Origin of the sequence: Micromonospora rifamycinica (genome assembly GCF_900090265.1) — a bacterium.
GTDB classification, from domain to species: Bacteria; Actinomycetota; Actinomycetes; order Mycobacteriales; family Micromonosporaceae; genus Micromonospora; species Micromonospora rifamycinica.
Window position 1 is genome coordinate 2,070,311 of sequence record NZ_LT607752.1, and the last position, 16,444, is coordinate 2,086,754.

The 16,444-nt window shown below is 73.3% G+C and carries 16 protein-coding genes; 8 read left to right on the forward strand and 8 right to left on the reverse strand.

Annotated elements, in window-relative coordinates; genetic code table 11:
- Window positions 1-76 precede the first annotated feature (76 nt).
- Window positions 77-952 (reverse strand): mechanosensitive ion channel family protein, encoded by an 876-nt coding sequence (locus GA0070623_RS08350; protein ID WP_067308786.1) that lies wholly within the window; start codon window positions 950-952, stop codon window positions 77-79.
- 199 nt (window positions 953-1,151) lie between these two features.
- On the opposite strand from GA0070623_RS08350, the gene GA0070623_RS08355 reads away from it, so the two are divergent.
- Together GA0070623_RS08355 and GA0070623_RS08360 are read left to right on the forward strand one after the other, a co-directional pair.
- Window positions 1,152-3,272, forward strand: a complete 2,121-nt coding sequence (locus GA0070623_RS08355) for a SpoIIE family protein phosphatase (RefSeq protein WP_067308789.1) — start codon at window positions 1,152-1,154, stop codon at window positions 3,270-3,272.
- A 280-nt stretch (window positions 3,273-3,552) separates the two neighbouring features.
- Window positions 3,553-4,848, forward strand: a complete 1,296-nt coding sequence (locus GA0070623_RS08360; RefSeq protein WP_067308847.1) for a cation:proton antiporter — start codon at window positions 3,553-3,555, stop codon at window positions 4,846-4,848.
- A 67-nt stretch (window positions 4,849-4,915) separates the two neighbouring features.
- On the opposite strand, the gene GA0070623_RS08365 is transcribed toward GA0070623_RS08360, so the two are convergent.
- Window positions 4,916-5,866 (reverse strand): NAD(P)/FAD-dependent oxidoreductase, encoded by a 951-nt coding sequence (locus tag GA0070623_RS08365; RefSeq protein ID WP_067308791.1) that lies wholly within the window; start codon window positions 5,864-5,866, stop codon window positions 4,916-4,918.
- A gap of 93 nt (window positions 5,867-5,959) precedes the next feature.
- Between GA0070623_RS08365 and GA0070623_RS08370 the strand changes: the two genes are divergently transcribed.
- Window positions 5,960-6,175, forward strand: a complete 216-nt coding sequence (locus tag GA0070623_RS08370; protein ID WP_067308794.1) for a DUF3072 domain-containing protein — start codon at window positions 5,960-5,962, stop codon at window positions 6,173-6,175.
- Window positions 6,176-6,177: 2 nt separating this feature from the next.
- Here the strand turns inward: GA0070623_RS08370 and GA0070623_RS08375 are convergent, their stop codons facing one another.
- The 3 genes from GA0070623_RS08375 to GA0070623_RS08385 form a co-directional block, all read right to left on the reverse strand.
- Window positions 6,178-6,678, reverse strand: a complete 501-nt coding sequence (locus tag GA0070623_RS08375) for a metallophosphoesterase family protein (RefSeq protein WP_067308798.1) — start codon at window positions 6,676-6,678, stop codon at window positions 6,178-6,180.
- A 127-nt stretch (window positions 6,679-6,805) separates the two neighbouring features.
- Entirely contained in the window at window positions 6,806-8,653 is a 1,848-nt protein-coding gene (locus tag GA0070623_RS08380; protein WP_084261320.1) for a glycoside hydrolase family 15 protein, read from the reverse strand.
- 8 nt (window positions 8,654-8,661) lie between these two features.
- Entirely contained in the window at window positions 8,662-8,886 is a 225-nt protein-coding gene (locus tag GA0070623_RS08385) for a hypothetical protein (RefSeq protein WP_067308801.1), read from the reverse strand.
- On the opposite strand from GA0070623_RS08385, the gene GA0070623_RS08390 reads away from it, so the two are divergent.
- The gene (locus GA0070623_RS08390) at window positions 8,885-9,472 is read left to right on the forward strand and encodes a general stress protein (RefSeq protein ID WP_067308805.1); all 588 of its coding nucleotides are present in this window, start codon (window positions 8,885-8,887) and stop codon (window positions 9,470-9,472) included. The two genes, GA0070623_RS08385 and GA0070623_RS08390, sit on opposite strands and share 2 nt — an antisense overlap.
- Window positions 9,473-10,029: 557 nt before the next feature.
- Here the strand turns inward: GA0070623_RS08390 and GA0070623_RS08400 are convergent.
- Both GA0070623_RS08400 and GA0070623_RS08405 read right to left on the reverse strand, forming a co-directional pair.
- The gene (locus GA0070623_RS08400; protein ID WP_067308808.1) at window positions 10,030-10,626 is read right to left on the reverse strand and encodes a DUF1684 domain-containing protein; all 597 of its coding nucleotides are present in this window, start codon (window positions 10,624-10,626) and stop codon (window positions 10,030-10,032) included.
- A 428-nt stretch (window positions 10,627-11,054) separates the two neighbouring features.
- Window positions 11,055-11,582: a GNAT family N-acetyltransferase gene (locus tag GA0070623_RS08405; protein ID WP_067308811.1), complete on the reverse strand. Its 528-nt coding sequence runs from the start codon at window positions 11,580-11,582 to the stop codon at window positions 11,055-11,057.
- Between the two features lie 146 nt (window positions 11,583-11,728).
- On the opposite strand from GA0070623_RS08405, the gene GA0070623_RS08410 reads away from it, so the two are divergent.
- Entirely contained in the window at window positions 11,729-12,211 is a 483-nt protein-coding gene (locus GA0070623_RS08410; RefSeq protein WP_067308814.1) for a MarR family winged helix-turn-helix transcriptional regulator, read from the forward strand.
- A 10-nt stretch (window positions 12,212-12,221) separates the two neighbouring features.
- Window positions 12,222-13,208 carry a pirin family protein gene (locus tag GA0070623_RS08415; RefSeq protein ID WP_067308816.1) on the forward strand — a complete coding sequence of 329 codons (987 nt, stop codon included), beginning with the start codon at window positions 12,222-12,224 and terminating at the stop codon, window positions 13,206-13,208.
- Between the two features lie 217 nt (window positions 13,209-13,425).
- Here the strand turns inward: GA0070623_RS08415 and GA0070623_RS31370 are convergent, their stop codons facing one another.
- Entirely contained in the window at window positions 13,426-13,554 is a 129-nt protein-coding gene (locus tag GA0070623_RS31370; RefSeq protein WP_269458976.1) for a hypothetical protein, read from the reverse strand.
- Window positions 13,555-13,657: 103 nt separating this feature from the next.
- Here GA0070623_RS31370 and GA0070623_RS08420 point away from each other — a divergent pair, with 103 nt between their 5' ends.
- Together GA0070623_RS08420 and GA0070623_RS08425 are read left to right on the forward strand one after the other, a co-directional pair.
- Entirely contained in the window at window positions 13,658-15,280 is a 1,623-nt protein-coding gene (locus GA0070623_RS08420; RefSeq protein ID WP_407937970.1) for a phospholipase D family protein, read from the forward strand.
- Between the two features lie 249 nt (window positions 15,281-15,529).
- Window positions 15,530-16,354 carry a SigB/SigF/SigG family RNA polymerase sigma factor gene (locus tag GA0070623_RS08425; protein WP_067308822.1) on the forward strand — a complete coding sequence of 275 codons (825 nt, stop codon included), beginning with the start codon at window positions 15,530-15,532 and terminating at the stop codon, window positions 16,352-16,354.
- The last annotated feature ends 90 nt before the right edge of the window (window positions 16,355-16,444 follow it).

Genomic DNA, 16,444 nt, shown 5'->3' on the forward strand with positions numbered 1-16,444 from the left:
GGCCGCCGCCTGCCCGGCCGGGACGGCACGGGAGGGCGTCCGCACCGCGGACACCCTCCCGGTGGTACGTGCCGAGTCAGCTACCCGGCCGACCGAACTGCTGGGTCTCGTCACCCGGGCCGCCCGACTGGTAGGTGCCCCGACCACCGGCCATCGTCCGGGCCTCCTCGACGCGCGGCATGCCCTGCGTCCGCTCGCCGGCCCGGTCGGCCATCTGCCGGTTCATGTCGCCCTGCCCGGCCGTACGCGCCCGCCGGTGCTCCTGGACCGCCCGCGACTCCTCGGCCGCCCGGTCGAGCCAGCCGTCCCAGCGGGACTGCATCGGCTTGACCAGACCACCGCCGACGCCGACGATCAGGATGCCGGCCACGGTGGCGAGCACCGCGATCAGGACCGGCGTGGTGACCGTGGTGGCGATGCCGACCTGGTTCAGCGCGGCGATCACCCCGAGGGCCAGGATGAAGATCGCCGTCAGGTCGGCCAGCACCTTGCCGTACGACAGGCCGCCGAGCGCCCCGGAGACCAGGTCCCGGACGGCGTTGGCGATCGCGGCGGCGACGACCACGATGACGATCGCGACGAACGCCCGCGGCAGCCAGGCCACCACCCCCCGGATCAGGTCGCTGATCGCGTTGGGCCCCCACACCCCGAAGGCGAACTGCAGGGTGAACAGCAGCACCGCGTAGTACGCCAGCCGGGCCAGGATGTCACTGGCGTCGTACCTGGTGCGTTCCAACGCGCGTCTGATCCCGCCCCGTTCGACCGCCCGGTCGAAGCCCACCCGTTCCAGCGCCGCGTCGACGACCTTGAGTACCGCGCGGGCGATGAGCCAGCCCACCACGAGGATGACGATGAACGCGATGGCCCTCGGCACGAAGAGCAGCACCGACCGCCACATGTCGGTCAAGGCGCTACCGATGTCGACCTGCCTGACCGCAAGGGTTTCCGGCATGATGTCCCTCCTGTCCAATGGACTGCGCCGCCCGGTTACCCGTCCGCCGCAGCGGCACGCCGCAGAACCCGTACGGATTTTCCCGACATGTCACAGGAAAGGACCCTTGAACCGCACGAACAACTCCGGGCAGCGGCGTCGCCGGTTCCCACGGGACACGATCGGTTCACCCCGGGGCGGCTCCGGATAGGCTGCGGACATGCCAGGCACGGTCGGGCGGACCCCGACGTCATCAGCCCCCGTACCGGGATCCGCCGGGGTCTCACCGGCGGTGGCGGCCGTGCGTGCCCACCCGTGGGCGGAAACCCCGCTGGGTCCGCCACAGGGCTGGGACGTGACGGTCCGCGTGCTGGTCGACGTGATCCTGTCCTCCCCCGTGCCGATGGCGCTGTACTACGGCGACGACCTCGTCCTGCTCTACAACCAGGCGTACGCGGAGGTGATCGGCGACCGGCACCCCGACGCGCTGGGCCGACCGGCCCCCGAGGTGTACGCCGACCTGTGGCACTCCCCCGACGTCGGCGAGGTGATCGAACGGGCCTACCGGCACGGGGAGTCGTTCCTCCAGAAGGAATCGGTACTCCCGGTCCAGCAGCACGCCGCCGGCGACCACGCGGTCTTCACCCGGGGCCACTCCCCGGTACGCGACAGCACCGGCCGGATCGTCGGCGTGCTCACCGTCGCCGCCCAGACCAGCCAGCTCACCCAGCAGTTGCAGAGCCTGTCCGACTTCGCCGCGGCGCTGTCGGGCACGCTCACCCTGGACGACGTGGCCCGGGTGACGTTGCGCTACGCGCTGCACTCCTTCGACGCCGACCAGGTGTCCTTCGCGGTCGACGACGGCCCCGCCTGGCGGCTGGTCCGCCGGATCCGGGGCGAGCTGCTCGACGAGGCCGACGAGCGGCTGCCACCGCTGTGGCGGCCCGTCCCACCGGACACCACCGCGCCCGTGGTGGTCGCCGCCCGCAGCGGGGTGCCCTTCTTCGCCGGGGACGGCCAACCGCTGCGGGACACCGCGGTCGACCGGCACGACCAGAAGATCCGGTCGCTGGCCGCGCTGCCGCTGCGCTCGTCGGTCATCCGGGGCGGCCTGGCCGTGGGCTACCAGGCCCCGCACGGCTGGTCGGCGGCGGAGCGGGCGCTGCTGACCGCCTCCGCCGAGCTGGTCGGCCAGGCGGCCGAGCGGGCCCGCCGGTTCGAGACCCAGCACGGCACGGCGCAGCTGTTGCAGCGCAGCATGCTCCCCGAGCAGTTGCCGGCGCTGCCCCGGCTGCGCATCGCCGCCCGGTACGACCCGGGGGTCGACGGCAACGCCGCCGGTGGCGACTTCTACGACGCCTTCCTGCTGCCCTCCGGCGACCTGGGCGTGGTGCTCGGCGACGTCGCCGGCCACGACGTGCAGGCCGCGGCCCGGATGGGACAGGTGCGCGCGGCCCTGCGGGCGCTGGCGCTGGCCGACCCCCGACCGGACGCGGTGCTCGCCGGCCTGGACCGGCTGGTGGCGAGCCTGGGCACCGAGACCGGCACCCACGAACTCTTCGTGACGGTGGCCTTCGGGGTGGTCGACGCCGACCGGGCGGAGATCACCCTGGCCAGCGCCGGGCACCCCCCACCGTTGATCCGGCGCAGCGGGCCGGACGGCGTCGCCACCGCCAGCTTCGTCGAGTTGCCGACCGGCGCGCCGCTGGGCCTGGGCTGCCGGCCCCGCACCGCCACCGTGCCGTTCGCCCCCGGTGACACCCTGCTGCTCTACAGCGACGGGGTGGTCGAGCGGCGCCGGCAGAGCCTCACCGCCGGAATGGCCGGGCTGGTGGCGGCGGTGGCCGGCGCGACCAGTGGTGACCCCCGGGCGCTCTGTGCGGTCGCCACCGGCGCGGTGGGCGGCACCACCGAGGACGACGTGGCGGTGCTCGCGGTCGAACACGCGCTCCGGCCGAGCCGTTCCGCCGGGATGGAGATGCCGGCCGAGCCGACCGCGCCGAGCCGGGTCCGGCACTGGATGACCGCGCAGCTCGCCGAGTGGCAGGTGCCCGAGGCGGTGATCGGCGCGGCGGTGCTGTGCACCAGCGAGCTGACCACCAACGCGCTGCTGCACGCCGGCACCGCCGCCCGGGTGGAGATCGACCTCAGCCCGGAACGGCTGCTGGTGTCGGTGGCCGACTCCGGCACCCGGGGCACCGTGACCCGCGCTCAGACCGACACGCTGAGCAGCCGGGGCCGGGGGCTCGGGCTGATCGAGCAGCTCTCCGACGCCTGGGGCACCGACCCGACCGTACGCGGCTCGACCGTCTGGTTCGAGATCCTCCTGCCCCCGGCCTGATCGGGACTCCCCGCCGGCGCACCCGGTCGGCCCCTGGCTGCGGACCGATCCCTCGCCGGCAGCGTCGGCCGTCCCCGCCGGAGTCCGTACGAGGTCACGCTCGAACAATGGTGTAGTGGCCTCGCTACGGCCGTAGACCACTACAACCTGGAAGTAGCGCGATCTTGCCTGCCTGGGCACCGGTCGGGGACAAGCCGGACACCCAGGCTTAGCCCGACCATCGACGGGGCACAGTCCCACCCCCGACCGCACCCGTGGCCGGGGGTGAGAGGTGGTCGGGGTGGAACTGGTCGATGTCGAGTTCGCGCTGGTGGGGGCGGGTGCCCTGCTGGCCGGGGTGCTCCCCCGACTGCTGGAGCGCCGCCCGCTGTCCATGCCGATAGCGTTCCTCGGCCTCGGGATGCTGGTCTTCGCCCTGCCCATCGGCCTGCCCGCGCCGGATCCGCTGCGCTACCCGCAGGTCGCCACCCACCTGACCGAGATCGGCGTGATCGTGGCGCTGATGGGTGCCGGTTTGAAGATCGACCGACCGTTGAGCTGGAAACGCTGGTCGTCCACCTGGCGGCTGCTGGCCATCGCCATGCCGATCTGCATCGCGGCGGTGGCGCTGCTGGGCTGGTGGTGGGCCGGTCTGGTGCCGGCCGCGGCGCTGCTGCTCGGCGCGGCCCTCGCCCCGACCGACCCGGTGCTCGCCTCGGACGTCCAGGTCGGCGAACCCACCGACGCCGAGGACTCCGAGGACGAGGTGCGCTTCGCGCTGACCTCCGAGGCCGGCCTCAACGACGGCCTCGCCTTCCCGTTCGTCTACGCGGCCATCGCGATCGCCACCGCCGGGCTGGCCCCGGCCGGCTGGTTCGCCGAGTGGTTCACCGTCGACGTGCTCTACAAGCTGGCCGTCGGCGTCGGCGGTGGGCTGCTGATCGGCTGGCTGCTCGGCAAGCTGTTCTTCCGCGCCCCGAGCGAGCTGCGGCTGGCCCGGCACGCCGAGGGCTTCCTCGCGCTGGCCGCCACCTTCCTGGCGTACGGGCTGGTGGAGGTGGTCGGCGGCTACGGCTTCCTGGCCGTCTTCGTCGCCGCGCGGGCGATCCGGGCCGCCGAGCGGACCCACGAGTTCCACGCCGTGCTGCACGACTTCGCCGAGCAGACCGAGCGGCTGCTGACCGTCCTGCTGCTGCTGCTCTTCGGCGGGGCGGTGATCACCGGCCTACTCGCCCCGCTCACCTGGCAGGCGGCGACCGTCGGGCTGGCCCTGGTCTTCGTCATCCGGCCGCTGGTCGGCTGGCTGTCGCTGCGCGGCGCACCGGGTCGACCGGCCGAGCACTGGGTGATCGCCTCGTTCGGCATCCGGGGCGTCGGCTCGTTCTACTACCTGGCGTACGCCACCACCAAGGCGGACTTCGCCCAGGCGGACCTGATCTGGGCGACGGTCGGCCTGGTGGTGGTGGTCTCGGTCGTGGTGCACGGGATGGCGGCCACGCCGGTGATGCAGTTGCTGGACCGGGCCGGCGAGCGCACCGCCGACCCGTCCGAGCGGGATCGGCACGACGAGCCGGCACTGGACGGCGCCCGCGGCTGACCGGCAGAGCCGACCACCCAGGGTTGACCGGCCGGTTCAGCCGCCCGCCCGGGGCTGACCAGCCGGCTCAGCCGGGGTTGTCGGCTAGTCGCCGGGCGAGTTCCCGGCCCAGGTCGCGGCCGGACCGCCAGGCGCTCTGCACCCGGGGCCGGCCGAAGGCGTCCCCGGCCAGCCCGACCCGGTCGTCGTCGAGGAAGAAGCCCTCGTCGGCGACCGGCTCGACCGGCCGGGCGTACGTCCACCGGTGGACGTGCACCTGCGCGGCCGGTTCCGGCAGGCCGAGCAGGTCGCGGACGGCCTGTTCGATCGCCGGCCCGGCGTCGCTGGGCTGGGCCAGGTGCCCGGCGGCGAACTCCGGCGTGGTGTGCGCGACCAGCACCGGGCCGGCGTCCCCACGCCGGTCGCCGTCGTCGCAGACCAGGGCGAGCACCGGATGGTCGTTGACGAAGGCGCCCCGGAAGTCGGCCCACCGCCGCGCCGGGAAGTGCAGCACCCCGGCGAGCACCGGTGACCACCGCTGCCGTACCGCGGCCCGGGTGACGCCGGTCAGCGCCGGGTCGACCAGCAGGGCGGCCTGCGGGCCGGGCATGCACAGCGCCACCGCGGCGGCGGGCCGACCGTCCACCACCGGCCCCGGCTCGACCGTCGACACCCACCGGTCGACGGTCACCGGCACCTCCCGGGCCAGCGCCTCGACCAGCGAACGCAGGCCGCGCGGGGCGGCCCAGCGGACCGGTCCGGGCACCTCCCGCCGGCCGTCCGGGCCGTACGCGACGAAGGTGTCGGTCCACTCCCGCACCAGCCCGGCGGCCTGCCAGCGCCGGACGACCTCGACGAAGTCCGGGTCGTCGGCGGTCAGGTACGCCGCCCCCAGGTCGGCGGGGCGACCGTCGAAGCGTCTGCTGGCCATCCGGCCCCCGGCCACCCGGCCGCGTTCCCGGATCTCCACCGGTACGCCCGCCCGGACCAGCTCACCGGCACACGCCACGCCGGCGATGCCGGCACCCACCACGATCACATCCGACTCCACGGGTCGATCGTATGCACCGCGACCGGCATGACCGGGCGACCCTCGGGGTATTGGCACGGCTGTTCGAGGAGAGGTGACGTGATGACCGACCGCAACAGTCAGCAGCCCGACCCACGTGGGGCGATCAAGGACCCGGAGGAGTGGGTGACCGGCGACGAGCCGCCCACCGCCGCCCAGGAGTCGTACCTGCACACCCTCGCCCGGGAGGCCGGCGAGGAGGTGCCGGACGACCTCACCAAGGCGGAGGCGTCCCGGCGGATCGACGAGTTGCAGGAGGAGACCGGCCGGGGCCGGTGACCTCAGCGGCGTGGCAGGCGGTGCAGCACGACCCGGTCGAGCTGCCCCGCCGCCACCTCCGCGGTCAGGTACGTGGCGTGCGGCTGTGCCCGCCGGTCGGTGGGTGAGCCCGGGTTGAGCAGCCGCAGTCCGCCCGGGGCGACGCTGTCCCACGGGATGTGCGAGTGACCGAAGACGAGCAGGTCCCGGTCGGGGAACCGGGCCGCGCAGCGCTGTTCCCGCCCGGTCTTCGGCCCGGTCTCGTGCACCACGGCCACCCGCAGCCCGGCCAGCTCCACCTCGGCCACCTCGGGCAGCCGGGCCCGCAGGTCGGGGCCGTCGTTGTTCCCGTACACGGCGACCAGTCGACGCGCCCGGTCGGCCAACCGGTCGAGCAGCGCCACCTCCACCCAGTCACCGGCGTGCAGCACCACGTCGGCGGCGTCCACCGCCGCCCAGACCTGGTCCGGCAGGTCCCGGGCGCGACGGGGCAGGTGGGTGTCCGCGATCATGAGCAGCCGCATCGGGCGGGCCTTCCGGTGCCGGGGGCAGGGGCCGGGCGCGGCCGTCCGGCTCAGGCGCCCTGGCCCCGATTCTGCATCAGGCCGCCGTCCATGACGTCGACGCCAACTGTCACGTCGACGCCGGTGGTCACGTCGACGTCGCCACGACGTCCGTGCCGGTCGCCAGGAAGTGCGGGCGGTCCGCCGTGACGTCGCGCCGCCGCTCGGCGATGTCGGTGAGCAGCCCGGCCGCGTTGATCAGGCCGATGTGCGAGAAGGCCTGCGGGAAGTTGCCCACCTGCTCGCCGGTGACCTGGTCGATCTGCTCGGCGTACAGGCCGAGGTCGTTGACCCGGCCGGCGAGCTGCTCGAACAGCCGCACGGCCCGCTCCTGCTCGCCGGCCAGGGCCAGGCAGCTGGTCAGCCAGAACGAGCAGATCAGGAAGCCGGCGGGGTCACCGTCGAAGCGGAGCAGCAGGCCGTCACGCGACAGCCGACGCTCCACCACGTCGATGGTGGAGCGCATCCGCGGGTCGGCCGCCGGCAGGAAACCGACCAGCGGCATGAGCAGCACCGAGGCGTCCAACCGGTCGGAGTCGAAGGCCCCGGTGTACGCGCCGAGCCGGTCGTTCCAGCCCCGCTCCAGCACCGCCGCGCGGATCTCGTCCCTGGCCCGCGCCCACCGCCGTACGTCGGCCGGGTCGCCCAGCCGGGAACCGAAGCGCACCGCCCGGTCCAACGCCGTCCAGCACTGGACCTTCGACGACAGGTAGTGCCGTTGGGCGTCGCGGGCCTCCCACATCCCGGAGTCCGGCAGGCGCCAGCTGCGGGCCGCCTGGTCGGCCAGGTCGCACAGCAGGTGCCGAACGTCGGGTGACATCGGGTCCAGGTAGTGCCGCATCAGCCAGGCGGCGTCGATGATCTCGCCGAGCACGTCGTTCTGCCGCTGCTTCCACGCGTCGTTGCCGACCAGCACCGGGCGGCTGCCGGCGTACCCGCGCAGGTGGTCGAGGGCGTGCTCGGTGAGGTCCCGTTCCCCCTCGACGCCGTACATGATCGGCACCCGGCCGCCGCCGATCCGACCCATCGCCCGCGCCACCCAGGAGAACTGCCGGTCGGCCTCGTCGGGGCAGGCCGACCGCCACAGCGCCCGGAGGGTGAGGCTGAAGTCGCGGACCCAGACGAACCGGTAGTCGTAGTTGCGGTCCCCGCCCGGCCGCTCCGGCAGCGAGGTGGTCGCCGCCGCGACGACGGCGCCGCTGGGCTGGTAGGTCATGCCCTGCACCACCATCGCGCTGTGCCGCACCTGATCGCGGTAGCGGCCCTGGTAGTCGTGCAGGTCGGCCCAGGAACGCCAACCGGACACCGTGTCGGCCACCGCACGGTCGGCGTCGGGCAGGGCCGGATCACCCCCGTCGTAGGTCGGGGCGTACCCGAGGGTGAACCGCAGGGTGTCCCCGGCCCGGACCGGCACCCGACCGGTCGCATTGCCGTCGCGGCAGGCCAGCGGCACGTCGGAGCGCAGGCTGAGTCGGCACGCGCCGGCCACCGCGTCGATCAGCCCGCCCGACTGTTTCAGGTACGCGGTGACCCGGCCGTACTCGAATCGGGGTACGAACTCGACGCGCACCGGCACCACGCCGGACAGCCCCTCGACCACCCGGACGAGCGCCCGGGGCGAACGCAGGCCGATGTCGTGCCCCCGCGCGCCCGGCTCCAACGCCAGGGCGTCGGTGACCGCCACCGAGCCGGTGCCGGTGTGGAAGACGGTCCGCAGCACCAGCGAGTCGTCCAGATAGGAGCGGGACACCGTGACGTCGTCGCCCTCGGGCGCGATCGACCAGTGACCGGCCCGGTCGTCGAGAATCCGCCCGAACACCGACGGGCTGTCGAACCGGGCGGGGCACCACCAGTTGACCGAGCCGTGCCGGTCCACCAGCGCCGCGCTGCGGCCATCGGCCAGGAAGCCGTGCTCGCTGATCCGTCCGCTGTCCACGTGCCGGGTTACCCGGGTACCTCGTGCCGCATGCCTCGGCCCCACAGGTTCTCCCGGGTCGGGCCGTCGGCGCACCGGCCCCGGATCGCCGCGCCACGGGTCGCCGCCGAGGCGGCGGCCCGGATCGCCGCGCCACAGGTCGCCGCCGGGGCGTCGGCCCGGATTGCCGCGCCGCCCGGTGTTAGGCCGCCGGGCGCCCGGGAACGCCGGTCGTTGACGAAGGAGGATGCCATGACCAGAGCAGCGAACCCGAGCGCCACCTGGCGACCCGGGATGCCGGGCGGCGACCACCTCCCGTCCGGTCCGGCCGGACGACCGGCGACGCCCCCGGGGGACGGACACGGCCCGCAGGCCAGCCCGCCCACGGTGACGATCGGCGCGTACCCGGACTATCCGTCCGCCCAACGGGTGGTGGACTACCTGGCGGACAACCGGTTCCCGGTGGAGCACACCGCGATCGTCGGGACCAACCTCACCCTGGTGGAGACGGTGCTCGGCCGGCTCACCACGGGACGGGCCGCCCTGTTGGGCGCGGGCACCGGCGCGTGGTTCGGTCTCTTCATCGGCCTGTTGTTCGGCATCTTCACCGTCGGCAACTGGCTCGCGGTGATCCTGGTCGGGCTGGTGATCGGCGCGATCTGGGGAGCCGTGTTCGGCGCGGTGGCGCACGCCATGTCCGGCGGCCAGCGTGACTTCACCTCGGCCAGCTCATTGCGCGCCGGCCAGTACGCGGTCACCGTGGACGCCGCACTGGCCGACCAGGCGCGGCAGTCGCTCGGCCGGATGCACCTGACCCCGACCGGAGCCACCGCCCGCTGACCGACCGGGCACTCTCCGCCGGGGCCGCGTCGGCGGCGGCCCGGGCGGCGACGGTCCACCGCCGCCCCGACGCGCCCAGCGCCGGGGCGGCGGTCGCGTCGTCAGTGACGGGCACCGGCCGGACCGTCCTGGTGTCCCATCCGCCCACCAGCCATGATCGTGCTCGAACCACGATGTAGTGGCCTCGTAACGCTTGGATGCCACTACATCGTGGATAGAGCACGATCTTGCGGCGAGCAACGCCCGCGGCAGGGCCTCGCCGACCATGCGAGCCCACCGACGTTCCAGGCTGGCGATCTCTGCCGCGTCGTCGGTGATGTGCGCCCTGGCCGGACCGTCCTGGTGCGCCAGCCGCGCACCGTCCGGTAGCTCGGCCAGGAGGCGACGTCGACCCGTGGACGACGCCACGCCACCGGTCGGCGGCAACACCCCGCCGGCCGCGCGGCGCGGAGGGCCACCTCCGGCGCGGAGGGCAGCCCCTTGTGCGGAGGACCACCCCTGGCGCGGGGAGGGCCGTCTTTCGCGGGGAGGCAGGCGGATCCGAGGATGCGGAAGGGTCAGCGGTCGTGGCGAGAGTAGGCCCGTTCACCGGCCCGGATCGGGGTGTCGACCCGGTTCTCCGGCGGGGCGAGCGGGCAGGCCCAGGTGTCGTCGTAGGCGCAGCTCGGGTTGTAGAGATAGTTGGCGTCGAGGCGGACCCGCCGGCCGGGCAGCAGGGTCAGGCCCCGCCCGAAGGTGCCCTTGACCGTGTCGGTGAGATACCGCCCGCCGCCGTACGTCTCCCGGCCGCTGGTGCCGTCGCGGACGGGCACGAACAGCCCCCCGCCGTACGCCTCGATCCACCACAGGGTCAGCGGTCCCCACGGCGTGTCGGCGACCGCCAGGCGGCGGTAGCGCACCACCCCGTCCGGGCCGCCGGTGTCGATGCTCTCGGTGCCGGACGCGGGGAGCAGGGAAGCCTCGACCACCGCCGCCGGATCCGGAGGGAACCAGTCCAGCCCGGGGAAGCCGGCCCGGTCGTCGCCGGGGATCGGGCTGGCCGGATGGGTCCGGAACAGCTCGTCGCGGGCCGCCCGGAACCCGGCCAGGTCGTCGTCGGACAGGTACAGCGCGGCGGTGCGTTCCCGCCAGTCGAGCACGTCCAGATCGTCCACCCGTCGACCCTAACCAGCCGCCCCGGCAACCCTCCCCGATCCCGCCGACCAACAGGTCCAGACCACCCGGTAACCCCTCACCCGTCCTCGGTGATCAAGAGATTCAGGCCACCCGACAGCCCCCGCCCCCCGGTGATCAAGAAGTTCAGGTCACCCCCGGCCCGCCGTCCCGGTCGATCAAGAGGTTTAGGCCATCCGACAGTCCTCACCCCCGGTCGATCAAGAGGTTTAGGCCATCCGACAGTCCTCATCCCCGGTGATCAAGAGGTTTGGGCCGGTGATCAAGAGGTTTAGGTCAACATATGGCGGAATGCTGGCCTAAACCTCTTGATCACCGAAGGAGCGGCAGGGCGCGGCACGGAGCGGAGCGGCGCGGCGCGGCGCGGCGCGGGGGGTAAGGGCGGGCAGGCCGGGGCAGGGCCGTGGGGTTACGGGTCGGTGGCGAGGCGGGCGTGCAGGTGTTCATCGTGGCGGTGGCCGTCGCCGTAGCGGTGGGACTCGCGCAGCGTCCCCTCCAGCGGGTAGCCGGCCCGTTCGGCGACCCGGCAGGAGGCGGTGTTGGCCACCGCGTGGCACAGCTCGATCCGGTGCAGGTCGAGGTGGGTGAAGGCCCAGTCGGTGAGCGCACGGAGTGCCCGGCCGGCGACGCCACGACCCCGGGCCGGGGCGGTGGTCCAGTAGCCGACGGCGGCGTTGTCGTGCCGGATCTGGTGCACCGACACCGACCCGAGCAGTGTCGAGTCGGTGTCGTCGGCCACCGCCAGCGACACGTGACTGCCGTCGCTCCAGTCGGCCCGCCGGGCGATCCACGCGTCGGCCTGGGCCGGGTCGGTCACCCCCTGCCCGTTCCAGCGGACGATCTCGGGGTCGCGCAGGGCGGTCAGCACGGCCGACGCGTCGGTCACCCGCCAGGGGCGCAGCAGCAGGCCGGGGGCGGTGATCTCCACGGGTTCCACCGGGGCAGTCTCGCAGGTCAACCGGCGATCATCGCCAACCACCTTCTTCAAATACTAAATTTCCGCACCTCAAGAAGAGCTGTCGCACTGCTCACAGCAGCACAGCGAGTCTTGTTTAAATTTTAAATAGTGCTACTGTTCGGGGCGTGACGGAGAGCCTGGACAGCGAGCGGATGGCCTGCTGGCGCGCGTACATCGAGGCGAGCCAGCGGCTGTTCACGCAGCTCGAAGAGGATCTGCGCGCCGAGGGGGAGCTGAGCTTCGCCGACTACCACGTGCTGGTCCTGCTCTCCGAGGCGCCGGGCCAGCGGCTGCGGATGGGCGAGCTGGCCAGCCGGCTGGTCTTCTCCCCCAGCCGGCTCACCTACCAGATCTCCACCATGCAACGGCGGGGTCTGGTCGCCAGGCAGTCCTGCCCCGGGGACCGCCGGGGCAGCGAGGCGGTGCTCACCGCCACCGGGTTGCTGACCCTGCGCGAGGCCGCGCCGGGGCACCTCGCCTCGGTCCGCCGGCACCTGATGGACGACCTCGACGACGCCGAGGTCACCACCCTGACCCGGGTCTTCGATCGGCTCGGCCGGCGGTTGCGCGCCGACCGGGACGCGTCGTCCACCCACCGCGACACCTGAGGAGCCCGAGATGCCCGCGATCACCGTCGACGACGTTCTCGTCCTGCCCCGCCTGCCCCGGCTCGACGAGACCACCAGCTACCGGCCGGTCCGCCGGCTGACCACCGCCCCCAGCGGCTACGAGGGGGAGGGCTTCCCGGTCCGCCGGGCCTTCGCCGGGGTGCCGATGTCCGATCTCGACCCGTTCATCCACCTCGACCAGATGGGCGAGGTGGACTACGCGCCGGGTGAGCCCAAGGGCACCCCGTGGCACCCGCACCGGGGCTTCGAGACGGTCACCTACATGATCGACGGGATCATGGACCACCAGGATTCCCAGGGCGGCGGCGGCACCATCACCGACGGCGACACCCAGTGGATGACCGCCGGCAGCGGCCTGCTGCACATCGAGGCCCCGCCGGAGCACCTGGTGGCCAGCGGGGGTCTGTTCCACGGCCTCCAGCTCTGGGTCAACCTGCCCCGGGTGGCCAAGATGATGCCACCGCGCTACCAGGACATCCGGGGCCGGGAGTCGGCGCTGCTGACCACGCCGGACGGCGGCGCGCTGATCCGGGTCATCGCCGGTGAGGTGGCCGGGCACCGGGGGCCGGGGTCGACGCACACCCCGATCACCATCGCCCACGTCACCCTCCAGCCCGGTGCCCAGCTGAGCCTGCCCTGGCGGGCCGACTTCAACGCCCTGGTCTACGCGCTCTCCGGCCGGGGCACCGTCGGCACCGACCGGCGACCGTTGCAGAGCGGCCAACTGGCCGTGCACGGGCCGGGTGACGCGCTGCGGGTGACCGCGGACGGCACGCAGGACGGCAACGCGCCGGCCCTGGACCTGTACATCATGGGCGGAAAGCCGCTCCGGGAGCCGGTGGCGCACTACGGGCCGTTCGTGATGAACACCCGTGCCGAGCTGATGCAGGCCTTCGAGGACTTCCAGGCCGGCAAGCTGGGCGTCGTGCCGGCGGAGCGGCTGCCGCACACCGGCGGCCAGGGCGACCGCCCCTGAGCGCCACCCGCACACCGGGGTCGGGCGACCGCCGCCGAACGGCACGCGCGCACACCGGCAGCCAGGGCCGACCGCCCTGAGCTGCACACCCGGCCGATCCGACGGGCGTCCCGGGACAACCCGGGACGCCCGTCGCGGCGCGGGCGGCGCGACGGCCCGTCCGTCTGGTCCGGCACCTGACCGGGGCCGCGCCGGCCGCCAACGTGGGCGCCTGCCGTCAGGAGACCGCGAAGATCCCGGCCACCCCGAGGATCACCATGAGCAGCACCGCGAGGATCGCGCCGCGTTCGCTCTCGACCGCCTGCGGGCGGTGCTCGGTCGCGGAGTTCGTCGTCTCGGCGGGCATTGCGGTGCCTCCTCGGCGTTCGCGGTCTGCGGGCGCGGTAGGCCATCCACCGGACGGTTCCGGGTGACCCGGAGTGGGTACCGACGGCAGAGGTCCTACCGGTGTGAGGACGTCGTCGACCTCGGGAGGCTGGAACGTGGCGATCGAGGAATGGTTCCTGACCGCTGAGGAACGCGCCAACCCGGCCTCGGGGTTACCCGTCTGGACGACCGGAAACCTCGCCGAGCCGCTGATCCACGGCGCGGCGTACTTCGACCGCCTGGTCAGCGAGGTGGAGGCGCTCGGAGCGGGCGACCATCTCTTCTTCACCGACTGGCGGGGCGACCCGGACGAGCGGATGCGCCCGGACGGCCCGACCGTCGCCCAGATCTTCGCCCGGGCCGCCCAGCGGGGCGTGGTGGTCAAGGGGCTGCTCTGGCGCTCGCACCTCGACGCGTTGTCCTACAGCGAGGCCGAGAACCGCAGCCTCAGTGAGGCGGTCGGGGCCGCCGGCGGCGAGGTGCTGCTCGACCAGCGCGTCCGGCGCGGCGGGTCGCACCACCAGAAGCTGGTGGTGCTGCGCCATCCCGACGCGCCGGAGCGGGACATCGCCTTCGCCGGCGGGATCGACCTGTGCCACAGCCGACGCGACGACGCCGAGCATCTCGGCGACCCGCAGCCCCTGGCCATGTCGCCGAAGTACGGCCCGCGCCCACCCTGGCACGACGTGCAGCTCGCCATCCGGGGGCCGGCGGTCGGCGCGCTGGACACCACGTTCCGCGAGCGGTGGACCGACCCGATGCCGCTGGACTCGGAGAACCCGCTGGCCTACCTGCGGGACCGGTTCCGGGGTTCCGATCTCAGCCCCGATCCGCTGCCCGACCAGCCGGCCGACCCGCCGCCCTGCGGCCCGCACCGCATCCAGGTGTTGCGCACCTACCCCGCGGTCCGCCCCCGGTACTCCTTCGCCCCCGACGGCGAGCGGACGGTGGCCCGGGGCTACACCAAGGCGGTCCGCCGGGCCCGCCGCCTGATCTACCTGGAGGACCAGTACCTCTGGTCGACCGAGGTGGCCGAGTTGTTCGCCGAGGCGCTGCGGGACAACCCGGATCTGCACCTGGTCGCCGTGGTCCCCCGCCACCCGGACGTGGACGGCGCGTTGGCGCTGCCGCCGAACATGGTGGGCCGGGAGCAGGCGCTCTCGCTGTGCGAGCGGGCCGCCCCGGAGCGGGTGCACGTCTTCGACGTGGAGAACCGGACGGGTGGGCCGGTCTACGTGCACGCCAAGATCTGCGTGGTCGACGACGTCTGGGCGAGCGTGGGCAGCGACAACTTCAACCGGCGGTCCTGGACGCACGACAGCGAGCTGTCCTGCGCGGTGCTCGACGAGACCCGCGACGAGCGGTCCCCCGTCGATCCGGCCGGTCAGGGCGACGGTGCCCGGGTGTTCGCCCGGGACCTGCGGCTGCGGCTGTGGCGCGAGCATCTGGACCGGGATCCGGACGGCGCGGACGACGCCGACCTGCTCGACCCGGCCAGCGCGGTCGAGGCGATCATCTCGGCCGCCGACGCCCTCCAGCGGTGGTACGACGACGGCCAGGTCGGCCCCCGGCCGCCGGGCCGGCTGCGCCCGCACCGGCCCGAGCGGCTGCCCTGGTACACCCGGCTCTGGGCGCTGCCGGCGTACCGGCTGGTCTACGACCCCGACGGCCGCCCGCTGCACGCCCGGCGCAAGGGCACCTGGTGAGGGTGCGGCGCGTCCCGGCCCGGGGACGGACGACCCGGGACCGTCCGTACGGCGGTGCGGATGATCACAAATCAAACACGACCTGTCTGATTTATACTTTTAATGAGCGAAAATCACTTAAGTACATCAGCCGTTCGGCTAGATTTCGGTTCACCGATCAGGCTATGGTGGCTTCCGAACGGCCCATCTGAAGCTAAACCACAGCGTCGCGTCTTTTTGTCCGCGGACGAGGTGCAGGGAGGACCACCAATGACCGCGCCCACCATGAGCGAGCAGGCGAGCACAGCGCCGTCCAGCACTGAAAAGCTGGACCCCCGCGCCCTCACCGACAGCGCCGCCGACCTGCTGAACGCGATGGCCGCGCTGCCCGCCAACCACCCGTCCCGGGCCGCGCTGCGGGACCGGGCGATCGAGGCCTGGCTGCCGCTGGCCAACCACCTGGCCCACCGCTACAGCGGCCGGGGCGAGCCCACCGACGACCTCGCCCAGACCGCCGCGGTCGGCCTGATCAAGGCGATCGACAAGTTCGACCCGTCGCGCGGCGTCGACTTCGCCGGTTACGCCATCCCGACCATCATCGGTGAGCTGAAGCGGCACTTCCGGGACCGCACCTGGGACATCCGGGTGCCGCGTCGGCTCCAGGAGCTGCGGCTGGCCATCTCCGACGCCAACAGCTCGCTGTTGCAGACCCTGGGCCGCTCGCCCACGGTCGCCGACATCGCCGCCCACCTCAAGCTCACCGAGGAAGAGGTCCTGGAGGGCCTGGAAGGCGCCCGCGCGTACAACGCGGTGTCGCTGTCCACCCCGACCGGTGACGGCGACCGCGCCACCGAGCTGGGCGACATGCTCGGCGGCGAGGACAACGAGTTCGAGCTGGCCGAGCTGCGGGTCGCCCTCGGCCCGGCGCTGGCCACCCTCGACGAGCGCGAGCAGAAGATCCTCACGCTGCGCTTCTACGGCAACCTGACCCAGTCGCAGATCGCCGACCAGATCGGCGTCTCGCAGATGCACGTGTCCCGGCTGCTCGCCCGCGCGCTGACCAAGCTGCGCGGTCAGCTCGACGGCACCTACTAGGGGTGGTGCGGTCACCGGGCCTACGGGTTCGGTGACGGCGACGACCACAGGGCCCGGTCGGCGGTTCGCCGGCCGGGCCTTCCCTGTCCC

What these genes read in the sequence shown, in the direction of transcription:
- GA0070623_RS08350 (WP_067308786.1), bottom strand. Translation starts at nt 952, where the DNA reads ATGCCGGAAACCCTTGCGGTCAGGCAGGTCGACATCGGTAGCGCCTTG.
- GA0070623_RS08355 (WP_067308789.1), top strand. Translation starts at nt 1,152, where the DNA reads ATGCCAGGCACGGTCGGGCGGACCCCGACGTCATCAGCCCCCGTACCG.
- GA0070623_RS08370 (WP_067308794.1), top strand. Translation starts at nt 5,960, where the DNA reads ATGACCGACCGCAACAGTCAGCAGCCCGACCCACGTGGGGCGATCAAG.
- GA0070623_RS08375 (WP_067308798.1), bottom strand. Translation starts at nt 6,678, where the DNA reads ATGCGGCTGCTCATGATCGCGGACACCCACCTGCCCCGTCGCGCCCGG.
- GA0070623_RS08390 (WP_067308805.1), top strand. Translation starts at nt 8,885, where the DNA reads ATGACCAGAGCAGCGAACCCGAGCGCCACCTGGCGACCCGGGATGCCG.
- GA0070623_RS08385 (WP_067308801.1), bottom strand. Translation starts at nt 8,886, where the DNA reads ATGGCATCCTCCTTCGTCAACGACCGGCGTTCCCGGGCGCCCGGCGGC.
- GA0070623_RS08415 (WP_067308816.1), top strand. Translation starts at nt 12,222, where the DNA reads ATGCCCGCGATCACCGTCGACGACGTTCTCGTCCTGCCCCGCCTGCCC.
- GA0070623_RS31370 (WP_269458976.1), bottom strand. Translation starts at nt 13,554, where the DNA reads ATGCCCGCCGAGACGACGAACTCCGCGACCGAGCACCGCCCGCAGGCG.
- GA0070623_RS08425 (WP_067308822.1), top strand. Translation starts at nt 15,530, where the DNA reads ATGACCGCGCCCACCATGAGCGAGCAGGCGAGCACAGCGCCGTCCAGC.